Genomic DNA, 16070 nt, shown 5'->3' with positions numbered 1-16070 from the left:
GTCGGGAGGAGGCGGGTGCTGGGCATGGGGGTCTCCAGGAAGGCGGCGTTCGTATACCGGGGCTTCGGACGCGCGGGGAGCGCTTTCTCTTCTAACTCCGCGGCGCGTTCACCTTCACGGCGCCCTTGCGCCCCGGAGGCGGCGGGGGCAGGGCCTGGGGCGTCTCCAGGGCGGCGGTCCAGACAGGGACGGCGCCGGCGACGAGGGCCTCCGCCCGCTGGATGATGGGCGTGGTCAGGTCCAGGCCCGTCGCGGCCTCCATCTCCAGGAGCGCGGGCGAGCTGTTCACTTCGAAGACCTTGGGGTGCCCCTGGACGTCCAGGATGTCCACCGCAGCCACCTCCAGGCCCACGAGCCGGGCGACCTTCTCCGCCATGGCGCGATGGCTGGGGGACAGCGGCAGGGACTCCAGGCGGGCGCCCCGGTTCAGCGTGTGCGAGAGGCGACCGGGGCGCGGCTTGCGCAGCACGCCGGCGATGGCCTCACCGCCCACCACGAGCACACGCACGTCCTGGCCGGTGCTCCGCACGTACTCCTGCATGACGAGGTTGTGCCCCAGGCCGAGCACCGCCTCGAGCGCGGCCTCCAGGGACTGGAGGCTCTCGCAGACCATCACGCCGTGCTTCTCCTGGCCCTGGAGGAGCTTCACCAGCACGGGCACCCCGCCCACCAGGCCAACCATCTCCTTGAGGTGAGCCGCGTCCCGGGCCATCACCGTGGCGGGGATGGCGATGCCGTGGGCGGACAGGAGCTGGAGCGCGCGCATCTTGTTGCGCGACTGCGCGATGGCCTGGGCATGGTTCACCAGGGGCACGCGCGCCAGACCGAACTGGTTCACCACCGCGAGCCCGTAGGTGCTGATGGACAGGGCGATGCGCGGGATGACGACGTCGGTGGGCGTGAGCTTCTTGCGGTCGTAGAACAGGGTCGCCTGGCTGCCCCCGTCCAGATGCATCTGCACCCGGAGCGGGTTGAGCACGCGGACCTTGTGTCCCCTCGCGCGGCCTGCTTCGACGATCCGCCGCGTGGACGAGATGGAAGCGGAGCGCGAGAGGACAGTGATTTTCATGGCGGAGGCGACCGGCCCGGCGAGGACCCTATAATCCCCGCCTCCGCCCGCGTAAAGCCGCCTCCGCCTGCCTGCCAGCCTACAGCTGGCGGATGGCGCGCACTTCGACGCTGACCGGGTCTTCCGGACGCGACGCTTCGAGCTTCGCGCAGGCGCTGCCCGTGAACCGCACGCCACCGCTCTCCAGCGACCAGGTGTCGGGGCCCGCGAGCGTGCGCTCGCCGTCGATGTAGACGACGATGAGCTTCTCATCCGAGGGCAGCTGGCTCTGCTCGAGCGGCGTGAAGCACGGCTCGCCCGGCTGGATCGCCTCGCTGATCGACTTCAGCGCGGCCGCCAGCTCTTCGCGGTTGCCCGCCTGGTAGAAGGAGCGGCCGCAGAAGCCGGTGCCGACGTCGCAGGTGTCACCCGTGCCGCAGTCGATGCTGGCCTTGCACGTGCGCGCGAAGCCGCCCGCGCGGGCCATCTCGTTGAGGACGCTGGGGCCGTCACCCGCCGACGTCTCCGCGCCGAAGCCGATGACGATGGTGGAGATCTTGCTCGCCTTCAGCGCCGACACCGCGGTCACGGAGGCGTTCTTATCGAGGCAGCCGCGCTTGAAGTACGGGCTGAAACTGTCCGTGCACTGCGACAGCGTTTCGAGCGTGCAGCGGCAATCAGCGCTGGTGCCATCGTATTCGTTCTTGTCGTTGCAGTTGGGCAGACCGTCGGTCAGCAGGATGATGATCTGGTCGCGATCCTCGGAGTTGGGCGTCAGGAGCGTACTGGCGAACTGCAGGCTCGCGCTCGTCGGCGTACCGCCCTGGGGCCGGCCCACGCCGCCGTTGGGGATGGCCTGCAGCTCGGCGTTGACCTCATTCGCGTAGTCTTGGAGAGCCTCGTCCGAATCCAGGTCCTTCGGGATCAAGGCGCGGACGCTCCCATCCTCGAGGCTGGCAGCAGGCGCGCAGAGCTGAGCCGGGGTGACGGTTCCCGTCGAAGGGGGAGGCGCCGGGTAGGTCGTCAGACCGAAGCGGACCAGCTTGCCACTCTCCGCGAGGAACGGGCCCATGGCGCCCTGGAGTTCCGACCAGCGCGTGGGGCACTTCGAAGTATCGCAGGGATACTTGTCCTCGCACATGAAGGGCGTGCCGTCGTCGTCTCGGAGGTCACACACGCGCGTGCCGTTGACGACCAGGTCCTTGTTGACCGGCTTCGTCATCGAGGCGGAGATGTCCACGAGGAGCATCACGTCCGGCTTGCTCTTGCGAGCGGCGATCACCGTCTCCTTCGTCGTCTGGGCAATCGCGAGCGGATCCACCGGCTCGAAGTCATAGGTCTGGCAGCCGGCCATCACGGCAACACCGAGGGTGCCGGCCAGCAGTGCGCTCAGGGGGGTCAACGTGGCGCGCATAGGCTTTGAGGGTTTCCTTCCAGGGGGGAACAACGAACTGCGAATGCCCCCAGCGTAACGCGTGGACGCCTACCGAGGCTACAGCGACGCGCGGCAGGCAGGTTCCATTCAGGTAATGCTGCCAAGTTGCAACGACAGGCGATCCACGAGGGCAGGTTTGGTTCCCCTGTCGGACATCCGCCTCCTTCCGGAGGGTGGGGGCCGGCTCGGCGGGCCGCTCACAGCGTGAGGACGCGCGCGCCGTCGGTCAGCCTCCAGATGGAGGCCAGGCCCATGACTTCGTCCAGCGTGCCGTGCAGTTCCTGGGGCGACAGGCCACAGATGCGCACCGTGGTGTCGCAGGCCACGAGCTTCGCGCCCAGGGCGCGCGCCTCCTCCAGCATGCGGGCCGGTGTGGGGACATTGAGCCCTTCGGCCCGGGCCGCCTCGGTGCGCTCCCGCTCGCTGTGCGCCAGGCCGAAGCCGCCGCGGACCAGCTGGCGCAGGGCCTCGAAGGCGAAGACGAAGTAGACGTCGTCGCCCATCGCGGCGGCGGTGATGCCCATGGAGGCCGCCTGATAGGCGGGCTCGTACGTGGCGTGCTGGAGGAAGAAGAAGACGCGTCCGGCCATGGTGGGCCGACCTTAGCGTTATCGAGTCCGGACCGGCAGCCGTCGTATAACGGGGCTCCCCTTCCCCACCGGGAGCCCCGCATGCCGAGCCAGCCGTCCCGCCCCCGCGGTGTTCGTCCCTCGCCGGTCCTGTTCCGTTCCGCCTCCTCGCGATGGGTGACGCTGGCCGGGCTCGCCTTGCTCGCGGGCGTGGGGCCCGTGTCCGAAGCGGCTCCTGTCCCCACGAAGGCACCGGCAGCGGCTTCCGTGTCGCCCGCCGCCGTTCCCGGGCCGCTGCGCACGGAGGCCCTGGGATTGCTCTCTCAATCGACCGTGGCGCCCGAGGCGGCGTGGCGCAGGTTCGGGCCAGAGGTCGTGCCCGTGCTCGCGGCGCTGGCGGAGGACACGAGCGTCCCGGATGCGCAGCGGATGCGGGCCGTGACGGCGCTGGCTCGCGTGGAGTCGCCCGAGGCGGGACAGACGCTCCAGGCGATGCTGGAGGATCCGCACCGGCCTTCGGATGTCCGCTCCCAGGCCGCGGCCGCGCTGAGCCAGCGGCTGGGGTTCGAGGCCGTGAAGACGCTGCAGGCCCGGTTGGAGGACCGCGACCTGCGGTTGCGTGAGGCCGTCGCCCAGGCGCTTGGCCGGCTGGGCGGTCAGCGGGTGCGCGAGGTGCTGGAGGAGCGGCTCCCCTTGGAGGAGGTTCCCCAGGTGCGCGAGGCGCTCCAGCAGGGCCTCACGCTCGCGGAGCCCTGAGCCGGGCGCCAGGCATGGCGGGGGCGGCCGTTCTGGTGGGCTGCTCGGGGCTCGCGTCGGGCGGGGCCTTCCGTTAGATGGGAGGCCATGCGCCCCACCGTCCTCCTTTTCGATATCGATGGCACCCTCGTCACCACCGGCGGTGCCGGCCGCCGAGCCATGGGCCTGGCCTTCGAGCAGCTCCACCGGCGGCGCGACGCGTGCGACGGCTTCAGCATGTCCGGCATGACGGACCGGGCCATCGTCCGCAAGGGGCTGGGCGTCATCGGGCAGCCCGACACCGAGGACACCATCAGCGCGGTCATCGACGCGTACGTCGCCCACCTGGGGCTGGAGGTTCCCAAGGTCGATGCGCGCGAGTACCGGCTTCACCCGGGCATGCGTGAGGCCGTGATGGAGGCTCGCTCGCGGCAGGGCTTCGCGGTGGGCCTGGGCACCGGCAACGTGCGCGCGGGCGCCAAGGTGAAGCTGGACCGCGTGGAGATCCACGACCAGTTCGCCTTCGGTGGTTTTGGCTGCGACTTCGAGGACCGCGTGGCGCTCATCCGGCACGGCGCCCAGGCCGGAGCGGCGCAGCTGGGGCATCCGCTGGAGGCGTGCCGGGTGGTGATCATCGGCGACACGCCGAAGGACGTCGCGGCCGCCAAGGGCATTGGCGCGGAGACGATTGGCGTGGGCACGGGCAACTTCACGCCCCAGGCGCTGCGCGACGCTGGCGCCGAGTGGGCCTTCGCGGATTTCGCCGCCCCTGGAGCCATGGAGGCCCTGCTCGTCGGACGGTGAAGGTGTGGTATCTCCGCCGCCCCTCCGAGGAGTCGTCCACCCATGTCGTCCACGCTCGAATCCTATGAGCTGATCCGCTTCGCCGAGGCCTTCGAGGCCCGACTCGCCACGGCGGAGGAGATGGTCATCGGCAGGCCGGGGTTGGAGGCCGAGAAGCAGTGGCTGGCCTCCGCGCTGGAGCGCCTGCGCGAGGCCCGTGAGCCCGCGGGCGGTCTGCTGGAACAGGTGAAGGACCTGCCGGAGCTCGACGAGGCTCGCGAGGAGTTCTCGTTCGATCAGCAGGGCCGCTGGGTGGATGCGCTGGAGAAGCTGCACGCCGGCATCACCTTCACCGCCAGCAGCCGCGCCCCCGTCATCGAGGCCCTCTTCCCCCACCTCAAGTTCCCGCAGCTGCGCCGGGCCCCCTTGGAGCTGGTCAACGAGTACGCCACTTCGTACGAGCGGCGGCTCAAGAGCGCCTACGTCACGCGCATCTTCTCCCGCGATGACTTCGCCATGGTCCGCCCCGTCGTGGATCAGGTCGCCGCGACGTTCGCGGCGTGGACCGCGAGCCTGTCCCCCACTCCCCTGCCCCCGGATCAGGAGGCGGCCCTGCGCGAGGCGCTGGTGTCGCTGGGACGGCGCCTGGACGTGGCGCTGCGGCAGGGGCGGCTGCTCGCCGAGGCCGCGCTCGTTCCCGCGCCCGGGGTCTTCGAGGCCGCGGGCCTCACCCTCAAGCCCCGGAAGCGCGCGGGCAAGTCGCTCGCGCTCTCCGCCGAGGAGGGTGCTTCGGACCTCTTCGGTGAGGAGGGCGACGCCGGCCAGGAGGAGGCGTTCGAGGGGTCCGAGGAGGCTTCCGGGGATGACTCGCTGGAGGCGGCTCCCGACGAGCCGGAGGCCGAGGTTCCTCCGGAGGAGACGGTGGCGGAGGTTGGCGGCTCCGAGCCCCAGGCTTCTGACAGTAGCTCCGAGGAGGTCACCGCTGCTTCCGAGCCCGCCGCCCCGGAGGCCCCCGTCGCGGCGCGTCCCGCCCGGCGGGGCCGGCCTCCGAAGAACGCGGCTCCGGCCGCGGAGTCCGCTCAGGCTGACGCTCCTTCGGACGCTCCGGCTTCCGGTGCTCCGGAGGCCGTGCGCCCCAAGCGACGCAAGAAGACCGACCCGTCCGAGGCTGGCACGCCTTGAGACCCGACGCGCGGTGAGTCCCCCGCCGTGAAGAGGAACCCGGACATGGCGGACGTCGCCCTTCCCATCGATCCCCTCCTGCCCGACATCGTCTCCACGCTCCGGAGTTCGCGGTCGCTCGTCTTGGAGGCGCCGCCTGGCGCGGGCAAGACGACCCGTGTTCCCCGCGCGCTGCTGGAGGCAGGGCTGGGCGCGGGCAAGGAGATCGTCGTCCTCCAGCCCCGGCGGCTGCCCACCCGGCTCGCCGCGCAGCGCGTGTCCGAGGAGATTGGCGAGCGCGTGGGCGAGACCGTGGGCTACCAGGTCCGCTTCGAGGACGTCCGCGGTCCCAAGACGCGCATGTCCTTCGTCACCGAAGGCGTGCTCGGACGCCGCCTGCTCACCGACCCCACGCTTCGCGACGTGGGCATCGTCGTGCTCGACGAGTTCCACGAGCGGCACCTGTCCGCGGACATCTCGCTGGCGCTCCTGCGGCGGCTGCAGGAGACGGCCCGCCCGGACCTCAAGCTCGTGGTGATGTCAGCGACGCTGGAGGCCGAGCCCGTCCGCGCGTACCTGGGCGGCGCCCCTTCCCTGCGCTCCGAGGGCCGCCGCTTCGACGTCAGCGTCGAGTACCTCTCCGCCCCGGATGAGCGGCACCTGGATCAGCAAGTCCTCTCCGCGCTCAAGCGCCTGTTCACCCAGGGCGTCGACGGCGACGTGCTCGTGTTCCTCCCCGGGGCCGGGGAGATCCGCCGCGCGCGCGATACCTGCGCGGAGTTCGCCGAGCGCCACGACGCCGACGTGCTCCCGCTCCATGGCGACCTCTCTCCCGCGGAGCAGGACCGCGCCGTGCGCCGCAGCTCTCGCCGGAAGATCATCCTGTCCACCAACGTCGCGGAGACGTCCGTCACCATCGACGGCGTGGCGGTCGTCATCGACAGCGGGCTTGCTCGCGTGGCGTCCCACTCGCCCTGGTCCGGGCTGCCGCAGCTCAAGCTGGGCAAGGTGAGCCGGGCCTCCGCCGTGCAGCGTGCTGGCCGCGCGGGCCGCACCCGCGCCGGGCACTGCGTGCGCCTCTACACCCAGCACGACTTCGACGGCCGGCCTGATCAGGAGGCCCCGGAGATCCGCCGCACCGACCTGGCCGAAACGGTCCTCTCCCTGCGCGCGTCGGGCGTGAAGGACCTGACGGCGTTCCCGTTCTTCGAGCCGCCCCCCGCCCCTGCCCTGGAGGCCGCGGAGACGCTGCTGCGCCGGCTGGGAGCGGTGGACGCGAAGGGCCAGGTGACGGACGTGGGCCAGCGGCTCTTGCGCTTCCCCGTCCACCCGCGCCAGGCGCGCGTCATCGTCGAGGGCGAGCGCCGGGGCGTGGGCGGTGATGCCGCCGTGCTCGCGGCCCTCATGGGCGAACGCGACATCCGCCGCGAAGCCCGCGCCAACCTGGGCGGTGGAGGCCGCGCGTCCGCGCTCGTCAGTGGGCCTTCCGACCTGCTGGAGCTCCTGGAGCGCTTCCGCGAAGCCGGCCGTTCGGGCTTCGCCTCCGGCCGCATGCAGTCGCTGTCACTGGACTCGGGCGCGGTGCAGTCCGTGGAGCGCGTGCAGAAGCAGCTTCGCCGCACGGTCCGCGAACAGGGCGCTCGCCCCGGCCGCCCCGAGGACGTGGAGCAGGCCCTGATGCTCAGCGTGCTCGCGGGCTACCCGGACCGTGTGGCCCGCAGGCGGCGGCCCCGCTCGCCGGAGCTGCTCATGTTCGGCGGTGGCACCACCAGCCTGTCCGAGTTCAGCGTCGTCCAGGACGCGGAGCTGATGGTCGCCGTGGACGCGGAGGAGCGCCCCGGCCGCGGCGCCGTCGTGCGGCTCGCCAGCACCGTGGAGGCCGAGTGGCTGCTGGACCTCTACCCGGACGCGCTGGAGGAGGTGGACACCCTCCAATGGAACGCGGACTCGCGCCGCGTGGAGCGCCTCACCCGGCTGGCCTACGGAAACCTCGTGCTGGAGGAGACGCGCACGCCCGCGCCCCCGTCCGAGGAGGCCGCGCGCGTGCTGGCCGCGGCGGCGCTGGCCGCGGGCCCGGAGCGCTTCGCGGAGCCCGAGGCGCTGGAGCAGTGGCGCACCCGCGTGGAGCTCCTGGGCAAGGCGTTCCCCGAGGCGGGCTTCCCTTCCGTGGACGCGGACTTCATGCGCGACGCGCTGGCGTCCCTGTGCGTGGGCGCGCGCAGCTTCTCCGACCTGGAGGGCGTGTCGCTGCTGGATGCGCTCTACGCGCGGCTCACCTCCGAGCAGCAGCGGCTGCTGGCGAACCACGCCCCCGAGCGCGTCACCCTGCCCGGCGGGCGCGGCGTGAAGGTGCACTACGAGCCCAACAAGCCACCCTGGGTGGAGTCACGGCTGCAGGACTTCTTCGGGATGGCGCAGGGGCCCAGCGTGGGCGCGGGCCGCGTGCCGCTGGTGCTGCACCTGCTGGCTCCCAACATGCGCGCCGTGCAGGTGACCACGGACCTGGCGGGCTTCTGGGAGCGTCACTACCCGGCGATCCGCAAGGAGCTGTGCCGCAAGTACCCCCGGCACTCGTGGCCGGAGGATCCACGCCACGCCGAGCCGCCCGCGCCCCGTCCTCCGAGGCGCTGAAGCGAGCGGCGCGGGACTACAGCCGCTTGTGCATCTCCAGGTGGTCGATGCCGGCCTCGTCGAAGACGGCGCCGACGGGCTGGTAGCCGTGCTTCTTGTAGAAGTCGAGCGCGTAGAGCTGGGCGTGCAGCATGATGCCGTTCACGTTGCGGCGGCGCGCCTCCTCCTCCAGCGACGTGAGGAGCAGCGAACCCACGCGGGCCTTGCGGTGCGCCTGGAGCACCGCCATGCGGCCAATCTGGCCCCACGTCCCGGCCTGCCCCGCGGGCGGCTCCGGCAGCTTCACCAGCCGGCCGGTGCCGATGGCGTGGCCGCCCTGGTAGGCGATGACGTGGTAGGCGAGGGCGTCCTCGGCGTCGCGCTCGATGCCCTCGGGCACGTGCTGCTCCTCGATGAACACCACCTCGCGGATGGCGAGGGCCTGCATGAGCTCCGCCTCGTCCTTGATGTGGGCGACGGTGACGGGTGCCGGGGAAGTCTCGGGAGGCGTCGGCATGGCTCCGGGCAACGTACACAAAAGCCTGCGCCGCCAACAGGCGGAAAAAACCACCGCCTGCCGACCCGGCATGCCCCCCGCGCGGTCGGCCCGTCCCCTGCCCCTGCCCTCGAAAGGGCTTGTCGCGAAAGCCCCGCCGCATCGGGTCATCCGGTTGCAATTGCCCTCCCACGTTGGGAGCGCTGGCGGGTTCCACTCCGCGCGTGGGTGGGTCCGCTCGGGGGAGGATCATCCCGGGGAGGGCATGGTAGGGTTCAGGCCGATGCGTACCCGTGCCCTCTTCGCCCTGTCCGTGGGCCTGCTGTCGACGCCCGCGCTCGCCCAGAAGGAGTTCTTTTTTGGAACGGGAGAGCCGCCCGTGTTCCGCGAAGCGGACATGGACAAGCGGTTCCTCCGCTCCCGCGTCAATCAGGCCCTGGTCCAGGGGACGAGCGACGCGAACTGCGCGCAGCTCGTGGGGGCGCTGCTCACCATCGTGGGCGAGTCCGCGCCGTACCTGCACAAGCGCGACGAGAACTTCTACCTGGACCCCGTGCTGATCCAGGCGCTGGGCACGCAGCTGTCCACCCCGCGCTTCCCCGCCAACATGTACCTGGTGTCGATGATGCGCCGGGTGCTCATCGACAAGAAGCTGCCGCCCGAGTGGATGCAGACGGCGGTGGCGCTCGCGCCGTACTACCCGCCGCTGGATTTGAGCAAGCTGCGCTTCATCGCGGATGGCGTGAAGCCCGTGGACAGCTTCTTCTTCACGCTGCCCGCGATGCTGGAGCGCTACGACCTGGAGGTCCTCAAGGCCAACACCACCGCGGCCAGCGTGGCGGACGCGAAGTTCCGCGACGACTACCTCGACAAGGAGGTGGCCTTCGCGGGGCTGGAGTTCATCGACGCGAAGCTGGAGAAGCCCAAGAAGAAGAGCAAGAAGGGCCCTCCGCCGGAGCCTCCCGCGCTGGTGGCCCGCCTCGTCTACTACCTGCCGGATCCGGGCAATGACGGCCTGCTGACGGGGCTCACCTACGGCAAGCCCAAGGTGCGGCCCGCCGTCACCATCACGGCGCGCCTGAAGGACGACCAGTACACGCCGCTGACGCAGCTGCCGAAGGGCGCGCGCGTGCTCCTGCGCGGCCGCTTCTGGGAGTACCGCAAGCAGCTCAAGGAGCTGGAGGTGCGCGACGCGTACCTCTTCCAGGACCGCGACTGGGCCCAGAACCCCGCGCTCGCGGATCCCAACGCCGTGGCGTCCTGTCCGCTCGCGTTCAACGACCTGACGGGCACCGCGCCCGTGCAGCCGGGCGGCTTCGGCGGCAAGCGCTGAAGCGCGCCGTCCCGCGTCCCGCACACCCATCCCGGGGGCGGCACCCTGCCGTGCCGCCTCCCTTGCGCGCCGTCCTCCCGGGAGCGCGCCCCGCCTGACTGGCACGGCCGCTGCTCATGCCCGCGCATCCCTTGCGCGCGAGGCATGCCATGAAGGTCGAAGGTCAGGACGCCCCTTCCGGGAACGAGCAGGTCCCCCCGGAGAAGGACGCGTTCAAACAGGTCCTCCAGCGGACCTCCGGACGGTCCGACACCCCACCCCGTCCCGGGGCCCGCCGAGAGCCGGTGGCTCCAGGGCCCCTCCCGAAGCCCGGCCTGCTCCGTGCCGGTGGACAGGGGCCGGGGCCAGCGACGAGGGCCACTCCGGCGCTCCCCGGTGTCCGTGCGGCAGGGGCCATCTTCGCGACGACGCGCAGCGCGCTGGGCAGCCCGGAGACGCTCCGCCAGGCCCGGCAGGGCATGCACGTGGAGGCTCAGCGGCTGGGGTCGGTGCGCCAGGAGGCGCTCGTGGAAGGCGGGACGCAGGCCTCCCACCGTGCGACGGAGCTGCTGGCCCGCGAGGTGGAGCGCTCCTTCCGCGCGGAGCCCCGTCCGGCGCCGAGCCCCCTCCCTTCGCCCACGCGGGATGAGCGTTCCTCGGAAGGCCTGTCGCGCGGCTCCCCGCCCGAAGGTGCTCGCGCGGCGAGCGGCTCCACGGAGGGTGCCGCACCGGCCAGCCCCCCCGTCGCGCAGGTCGAGTCCACCCTGGCGCTCATCGAGAAGATCGAGGTCTTCGTGAAGTCACAGCGGCCGGCGCTGGGCCTCAGCCTGCGCGGGGCGCTGGAGGCCACCGTGGAAGTGGAGCGCACGGGGCCCCGGGAGGTGGCGCTGCGCATCCAGGGCCGCCATGGGCCCGTTCCCTCCGAGGACGTGGCGCGGCTGCGCGACGCGTTGGAGGCGCGGGGACTGCGGCTCAGCGTCCTCCAGGCGGGGTGAGCGTCCGACGATGCCGCTCCCCCGCCAGGCTCCTGGAACGATGAAGGCCCTCACGCCAGGGGGCGCAAGGGCCTTCATCACGACGGGCGCGCTCGGGCGACTCGGCCCGCGGTTACTTCCCGCCGGCGGGGTTCAGCTCCGCGCGCTTGCCCTTCTTGTCCTTGTACTCCTCGGCCTCGGGCAGGGCGGCCTTCTTCTCCGCGATGTTGGGCCACTTGGAGGCGAAGTCGGTGTTGAGCTTCTTGTACTCCGACCACTCCGAGGGCAGCTCGGACTCGGGGAAGATCGCCTTGGTCGGGCAGACGGGCTCGCAAGCGCCGCAGTCGATGCACTCGTCCGGGTGGATCACGAGGAAGTTCGCCCCCTCGTAGAAGCAGTTGACCGGGCACACCTCGACACAGTCGGTGTACTTGCACTTGATGCAAGGCTCGGCGACGACGTAGGCCATGTGGATGTCTCCTCTGTGCGGAATTCCGCGCGTCCGTGGCCGCGCACAGTAGATGGTTGCGGCCAGGGTTGGCACCTTGAATTTAGGGCCCCACCCGGCCCCGTTTCCCGGTCAGCCCAGCAAGCCCTGCGCCCGCAGCAGCTCGGCGACGAGGATGGCGCCCTTCGCGGCCCCCATCTTCGTGTTGTGGGAGACGAGCACGTACTTGAAGCCGTTCTCCAGCACCCCGTCCTCGCGGATGCGGCCCACCGTGGTGGCCATGCCGCCGTGGGTGTCCCGGTCCATGCGGGGCTGGGGGCGGAAGGGGTCGTCCAGCACTTCAATCCACCGGGGCGGAGCGGACGGCAGGTCCCTCGCCACCTGGGCGCCCTGCCACTCGCGCATCGCCTGGGTGACCTCCGCCACGGTGGCCTTCTTCCCGAGCGACACGAAGACGGACTCGGTGTGGCCCTCCAGGACGGCGACGCGGGTGCAGGTGCAGGAGACACGCACGTCGTGTGGGGTGAGCGCCGCGCCCGCGGGGTTGAGCGCCCCGAGGATCTTCTTCGTCTCCACCTCGACCTTGTGCTCCTCCTTGGGGATGTAGGGCACGACGTTGTCGAGGATGTCCAGGCCGATGACGCCGGGCGAACGTCCGGCGCCGGACATGGCCTGGAGGCTGGTCATCAGCACGGCCTTCACGCCGAAGCGCTCGGCCAGGGGGGCCAGCGTCACGGCGAGGCCGGTGGTGGTGCAGTTGGGGATGGGGACGATGAAGCCCTTCCACCCGCGCTGCCGGCGCTGCTCGTTGATGAGCGGGGCGTGGGCGGCGTTCACGGGGGGGATGAGCAGGGGCACGTCCGCGTCGTAGCGGAAGGCGCTCGCGGCGGAGAACACCGGGATGTCCCGGGCCAGGCGCGGCTCGATTTCACGGGCGACGTCCGCCTCCACGGCGGAGAAGGCGATGTCGTAGTCCTTCGCCTGGACGGCGTCGCCGCTGACCACCGTCATTCGGGCGATGGACTCCGGGAGCGGCTCCGGGACGAACCAGGCCAGCATGCCGTTGGAGGCGCGCAGGGCGTCCGCGTACGTTTTCCCAGCGGAGCGGGGCGAAGCGGCGAGCCCGGTCAGCTCGATGAACGGGTGGTCCTTCAGGGCAGCGATGAACTGCTGGCCCGCGAGTCCGGTGGCGCCAATGAGCACGGCGCGAAGCTTGGCCATCGTGGGGGGTCTCCGGTGGGAGCGGCAGGGCGCTCCTTACACCGTTTCACGACGCGCTGCATCCGCCGCTCAACGGTGGGCGTGGGAGGGGGCGCGTGCGTGGCGCTCCGTGGGGTAGCCCCCCGTCACCCAGGCATGGAGCCCGCCGGCGAGGCACACGGCGTTGCGCCCCCTCAGGCGCAACACGCGGCAGATGCGGCGGATGTCCGCGCAGTCCTGGGTGGTGCCGCACAGGACGATGAGCTCGTCGTCCGGCAGCATCGACAGGTCCCGGGCGATCTCCGAGGCCGTCATGCGCAGCGCGCCGGGGATGTGGATCTCGAACCGCTCCCAGTCCATCGCGTCGCGGCAATCCAGGACGAGGACCTCCTCGTCCCCCAGACGCATGAACAGCTCATCACAGATGATGGTGGGCTCCACCGGGACCTCCCCAGGCGACTGGCTCCATCGAACATGAACCGGAGGGCTTTTTCCCCTCTTCCCGCCTGTCCGCCCGCCTGCTTCCCGGTGGGCCCGCGGGCGCTAAAGGCCCAGCTGCTTGGCGATGATTTCGTTCATCACCTCACTGGTGCCGCCACCGATGGGCCCCAGCCGCGCGTCGCGCCAGTGGCGCTGGATGTCGTACTCCATCATGTAGCCCGCGCCGCCGTGGAGCTGGAGGCACTCGTCGGCCACGCGGCAGCACGTCTCCGTGGCGACCTTCTTGGCCATGGAGGTCTGCGCGACGGCGTACTCGCCGGACACGTGCAGGCGCAGCGCGTGGTAGGTGAGCTGCCGCGCGCATTCGCGGGCGGTGTACAGGTCCGCCAGCTTGTGGCGCACCACCTGGAAGCCGGCCAGCGTCTGATTGAAGGCGCGGCGCTGCTTCACGTGCTCGAGCACCGTCTCCAGCATGTCGTCCATGGCGCCCACCGCGCCCAGCGCGAGCGACAGGCGCTCCCACTGGAAGTTGCCCATGATCTGCGAGAAGCCCTGATTCTCCACGCCCAGCAGGTTCTCCGCGGGCACGCGGCAGTCCTCGAAGAAGAGCTCCGCCGTGTCGGACGCGCGCCAGCCCACCTTCTGGAGCTTGCGCCCCACGCTGAAGCCCGGCGTGCCCCGCTCCACCACCAGCATGGACAGGCCCTTGTGGCCGCGCGACGGGTCGGTCTTCACCGCCAGCACCACGAAGTCCGCCCGCACCCCGTTGGTGATGTACGTCTTGGAGCCGTTGACGAGGTAGTGGTCGCCGTCGCGGCGGGCGGTGGTGCGCAGGCCCGCCACGTCCGAGCCGGCGTCCGGTTCGGTGATGCCCAGGGCGCCAATCTTCTCCCCCCGGATGGCGGGGGCCAGCCAGCGCTGCTTCTGGGCCTCCGTGCCGAACAGGTGCAGGGGGCCGGTGGCGATGGTGAACTGCCCGCCCAGCCCCGCGGCCACGCCGCCAGAGCCGCAGCGGCCCAGCTCCTCCAGGAGCACCGCCTCGTACAGCTCCCCGGCCGCCGTGCCCCCGTAGGCCTCCGGGTACTTCAGGCCCAGGAAGCCCAGCTCGCCGAAGCGGGTGAAGAGCTCCCGGGGGAACTCCTCCCGGGCCTCCCAGTCCGCCGCGAACGGGCGCAGCTCCTTGTCCACCACCGCCCGGACGGTGCGGCGGAAGGCTTCGTGCTCTTCCTGAAAGACGCCTTGGCCGTGCAACATCGTGTGCTCCCTCGCTTGTCAGGGCCTGACACCCCGCGCCGTATGGTAGCGGGACGAGAAGCGGGGCTGGATGGTGTTGCTTCCTTGACCGGCTCCTGCCGGGCTGCGTATAACCCCGGCCCCAATCGCTGCGGCGCCATAGCCAAGTGGTAAGGCAAAGGTCTGCAAAACCTTCATTCCCCGGTTCGAATCCGGGTGGCGCCTCATAAGACAAAGGGCCCGATGCGGAAGTCTCCGCATCGGGCCTTCTGCTTTTCCGGGGGTGCCTTCCCGGATGGGGCCTAGCAGCCCAGCTCCACCGCGCCGATGTCCGGGGCCGCGCCGCAGAAGGGCTGGCCCTCGTCCAGGCCCTTGTCCTGGGCGGCCGGAGACGGGGCGAAGGTGTCCGACACCGTCACGTCACCACCGGTGGAGGTGGTGTCCTTCGTGGCGGCCTTGAAGGCGTCCAGGGCCTGGGGCTGACCGTTGTTCTTGAACTGCGCGCCAGTGGGATAGAGGTTGTTGCTCATCTGGAGGCCGGGGGCCTGGCCGCCCACGTCCACGCTGACGGGCGCGTCCACGAGGTTGTTCGCCACGCGCAGCGACTCCGTGGGGCCGCCCGTGCCGTGGCCCAGGATGATGCCGGCCTTGGCGCGGGTGATGGTGTTGTTCACCACCACGGTGCCCTTGGAGTTCTCCAGGCGGATGGCGGTGCCTTCGCCGCCGCCCGCGTCGGTGATGTCGTGCACGCGGTTGCGGCGCACGACGACGGCCTGGGGCACGGGGCCCTCGTGGTTGCCACCGACGGAGATGCCCTTGGCGGCGTCATACAGCTCGTTGTCCTCCACCAGCACGTTGTTGGCGGAGTAGTGGATGACGAGCGCATCGCCCTTCGCCGTCTCCGACGGCAGGAACTTGTGCATCCGGTTGTTGCGGATGATGACGTCGTGGCACGTCTTGATGTCCACGGCGTTCTCCCGGTTGTTGAAGAAGTGGTTGTTCTCCACCAGCAGGCCCGTGGCGGGCGGCAGGTCGCTGAAGCCCTCGGGCCCCAGGCACTGCACGGAGTCACCCGAGTTGTCGTGGATGTCGTTGTTGCGCACCGTCACGTCGTAGGACGCGGGCTGCATCACGATGCCGTGCGAGTCCTTGTTGCCGGTGGTGCGCACGAAGCCGTGGATGTTGTTGTTCTCGATGGTGGCGCCCCTGGCGTTGTTGAACAGGGTGACGCCCGCGCCGCCGGTGCCGTTGTGCAGCTCCGAGTTGGCCAGCATCGAGCCCTGCACGTCACCCTCGAAGGTGACGCCGAAGATGGGCTGCCCCTCCACGTCGATGTCGAACCCGTCGATGACCCAGTTCGCGCGGCGCACCTGCACCGCCGGGCCGGAGCCGCTGCCCGGGGTGAGCTTGGGACGGCCCTCGCCCTGGAGGGTGATTCTCGCTTCGGGCGTGCCGGCCTGGGTGTTGTCGCCCAGCACCACGCGCTCGGCGTAGGTGCCCGCGAGCACGCGGATGCGGTCGCCGGGGCCGGCCTTGCTCACCGCCATGGCGATGGTGCGCAGCGGCGCGGCCTCCGTGCCCTGGGCGCCGTCATCGCCGTTGGGCGACACCACCCACTCATGGGC

At 71.0% G+C, this 16070-nt stretch carries 15 protein-coding genes and 1 tRNA gene; 7 read left to right on the top strand and 9 right to left on the bottom strand.

Annotation, left to right across the window (positions count from 1 at the left end; all coding sequences use genetic code 11):
• Positions 1–91: 91 nt before the first annotated feature.
• From D7W82_RS31620 to D7W82_RS31610, 3 genes are all read right to left on the bottom strand, one after another.
• Entirely contained in the window at positions 92–1069 is a 978-nt protein-coding gene (locus tag D7W82_RS31620; protein WP_120621881.1) for a RimK family alpha-L-glutamate ligase, read from the bottom strand.
• 79 nt (positions 1070–1148) lie between these two features.
• Positions 1149–2462, bottom strand: coding sequence for an adventurous gliding motility lipoprotein CglB (cglB, locus tag D7W82_RS31615; protein ID WP_120621880.1), 1314 nt, complete (start codon positions 2460–2462; stop codon positions 1149–1151).
• Between the two features lie 218 nt (positions 2463–2680).
• Complete coding sequence (locus D7W82_RS31610) at positions 2681–3073, bottom strand: DsrE family protein (protein ID WP_120587537.1); 393 nt, start codon at positions 3071–3073, stop codon at positions 2681–2683.
• Positions 3074–3229: 156 nt separating this feature from the next.
• Here D7W82_RS31610 and D7W82_RS31605 point away from each other — a divergent pair, with 156 nt between their 5' ends.
• From D7W82_RS31605 to hrpB, 4 genes are all read left to right on the top strand, one after another.
• The gene (locus tag D7W82_RS31605) at positions 3230–3808 is read left to right on the top strand and encodes a HEAT repeat domain-containing protein (RefSeq protein WP_233588049.1); all 579 of its coding nucleotides are present in this window, start codon (positions 3230–3232) and stop codon (positions 3806–3808) included.
• Between the two features lie 87 nt (positions 3809–3895).
• Positions 3896–4591, top strand: a complete 696-nt coding sequence (locus D7W82_RS31600) for an HAD family hydrolase (RefSeq protein ID WP_120621878.1) — start codon at positions 3896–3898, stop codon at positions 4589–4591.
• A 42-nt stretch (positions 4592–4633) separates the two neighbouring features.
• Positions 4634–5752: a hypothetical protein gene (locus D7W82_RS31595; RefSeq protein ID WP_120621877.1), complete on the top strand. Its 1119-nt coding sequence runs from the start codon at positions 4634–4636 to the stop codon at positions 5750–5752.
• A gap of 45 nt (positions 5753–5797) precedes the next feature.
• Positions 5798–8362: an ATP-dependent helicase HrpB gene (hrpB, locus tag D7W82_RS31590; RefSeq protein ID WP_120621876.1), complete on the top strand. Its 2565-nt coding sequence runs from the start codon at positions 5798–5800 to the stop codon at positions 8360–8362.
• Between the two features lie 16 nt (positions 8363–8378).
• On the opposite strand, the gene D7W82_RS31585 is transcribed toward hrpB, so the two are convergent.
• Positions 8379–8858, bottom strand: coding sequence for a GNAT family N-acetyltransferase (locus D7W82_RS31585; RefSeq protein WP_120621875.1), 480 nt, complete (start codon positions 8856–8858; stop codon positions 8379–8381).
• A 262-nt stretch (positions 8859–9120) separates the two neighbouring features.
• Here D7W82_RS31585 and D7W82_RS31580 point away from each other — a divergent pair, with 262 nt between their 5' ends.
• Together D7W82_RS31580 and D7W82_RS31575 are read left to right on the top strand one after the other, a co-directional pair.
• Positions 9121–10170: a hypothetical protein gene (locus D7W82_RS31580; protein ID WP_120621874.1), complete on the top strand. Its 1050-nt coding sequence runs from the start codon at positions 9121–9123 to the stop codon at positions 10168–10170.
• Positions 10171–10319: 149 nt separating this feature from the next.
• Positions 10320–11144: a hypothetical protein gene (locus tag D7W82_RS31575; protein ID WP_120621873.1), complete on the top strand. Its 825-nt coding sequence runs from the start codon at positions 10320–10322 to the stop codon at positions 11142–11144.
• Positions 11145–11256: 112 nt separating this feature from the next.
• Here D7W82_RS31575 and fdxA read toward each other — a convergent pair whose 3' ends face one another.
• The 4 genes from fdxA to D7W82_RS31555 form a co-directional block, all read right to left on the bottom strand.
• A complete protein-coding gene (fdxA, locus tag D7W82_RS31570; RefSeq protein ID WP_120621872.1) occupies positions 11257–11592 on the bottom strand; it encodes a ferredoxin FdxA in 336 nt (111 codons plus the stop codon).
• A gap of 111 nt (positions 11593–11703) precedes the next feature.
• Positions 11704–12792 (bottom strand): aspartate-semialdehyde dehydrogenase, encoded by a 1089-nt coding sequence (asd, locus tag D7W82_RS31565; RefSeq protein ID WP_120621871.1) that lies wholly within the window; start codon positions 12790–12792, stop codon positions 11704–11706.
• 69 nt (positions 12793–12861) lie between these two features.
• Complete coding sequence (locus tag D7W82_RS31560; protein WP_120621870.1) at positions 12862–13212, bottom strand: rhodanese-like domain-containing protein; 351 nt, start codon at positions 13210–13212, stop codon at positions 12862–12864.
• Between the two features lie 102 nt (positions 13213–13314).
• Positions 13315–14466 carry an acyl-CoA dehydrogenase family protein gene (locus tag D7W82_RS31555; RefSeq protein ID WP_120621869.1) on the bottom strand — a complete coding sequence of 384 codons (1152 nt, stop codon included), beginning with the start codon at positions 14464–14466 and terminating at the stop codon, positions 13315–13317.
• 132 nt (positions 14467–14598) lie between these two features.
• On the opposite strand from D7W82_RS31555, the gene D7W82_RS31550 reads away from it, so the two are divergent.
• A tRNA-Cys gene (locus D7W82_RS31550) sits at positions 14599–14670 on the top strand.
• Positions 14671–14747: 77 nt separating this feature from the next.
• Here D7W82_RS31550 and D7W82_RS31545 read toward each other — a convergent pair.
• The coding region (locus tag D7W82_RS31545) for a nitrous oxide reductase family maturation protein NosD (protein WP_120621868.1) at positions 14748–16070 on the bottom strand (1323 nt) is incomplete at its 5' end.

Origin of the sequence: Corallococcus sp. CA049B (assembly GCF_003611685.1) — a bacterium.
Taxonomy (GTDB): domain Bacteria; phylum Myxococcota; class Myxococcia; order Myxococcales; family Myxococcaceae; genus Corallococcus; species Corallococcus coralloides.
The sequence above is the reverse complement of the archived record's forward strand: the minus strand, read 5'-3'. Positions and strand labels throughout refer to the sequence as shown.

Excerpts from the sequence above, each read along its gene's own strand:
- D7W82_RS31600 (WP_120621878.1), top strand. The coding sequence starts at position 3,896 with ATGCGCCCCACCGTCCTCCTTTTCGATATCGATGGCACCCTCGTCACC.
- D7W82_RS31580 (WP_120621874.1), top strand. The coding sequence starts at position 9,121 with ATGCGTACCCGTGCCCTCTTCGCCCTGTCCGTGGGCCTGCTGTCGACG.
- D7W82_RS31595 (WP_120621877.1), top strand. The coding sequence starts at position 4,634 with ATGTCGTCCACGCTCGAATCCTATGAGCTGATCCGCTTCGCCGAGGCC.
- asd (WP_120621871.1), bottom strand. The coding sequence starts at position 12,792 with ATGGCCAAGCTTCGCGCCGTGCTCATTGGCGCCACCGGACTCGCGGGC.
- D7W82_RS31610 (WP_120587537.1), bottom strand. The coding sequence starts at position 3,073 with ATGGCCGGACGCGTCTTCTTCTTCCTCCAGCACGCCACGTACGAGCCC.
- D7W82_RS31620 (WP_120621881.1), bottom strand. The coding sequence starts at position 1,069 with ATGAAAATCACTGTCCTCTCGCGCTCCGCTTCCATCTCGTCCACGCGG.
- D7W82_RS31575 (WP_120621873.1), top strand. The coding sequence starts at position 10,320 with ATGAAGGTCGAAGGTCAGGACGCCCCTTCCGGGAACGAGCAGGTCCCC.
- cglB (WP_120621880.1), bottom strand. The coding sequence starts at position 2,462 with ATGCGCGCCACGTTGACCCCCCTGAGCGCACTGCTGGCCGGCACCCTC.
- D7W82_RS31555 (WP_120621869.1), bottom strand. The coding sequence starts at position 14,466 with ATGTTGCACGGCCAAGGCGTCTTTCAGGAAGAGCACGAAGCCTTCCGC.
- D7W82_RS31585 (WP_120621875.1), bottom strand. The coding sequence starts at position 8,858 with ATGCCGACGCCTCCCGAGACTTCCCCGGCACCCGTCACCGTCGCCCAC.
- fdxA (WP_120621872.1), bottom strand. The coding sequence starts at position 11,592 with ATGGCCTACGTCGTCGCCGAGCCTTGCATCAAGTGCAAGTACACCGAC.
- hrpB (WP_120621876.1), top strand. The coding sequence starts at position 5,798 with ATGGCGGACGTCGCCCTTCCCATCGATCCCCTCCTGCCCGACATCGTC.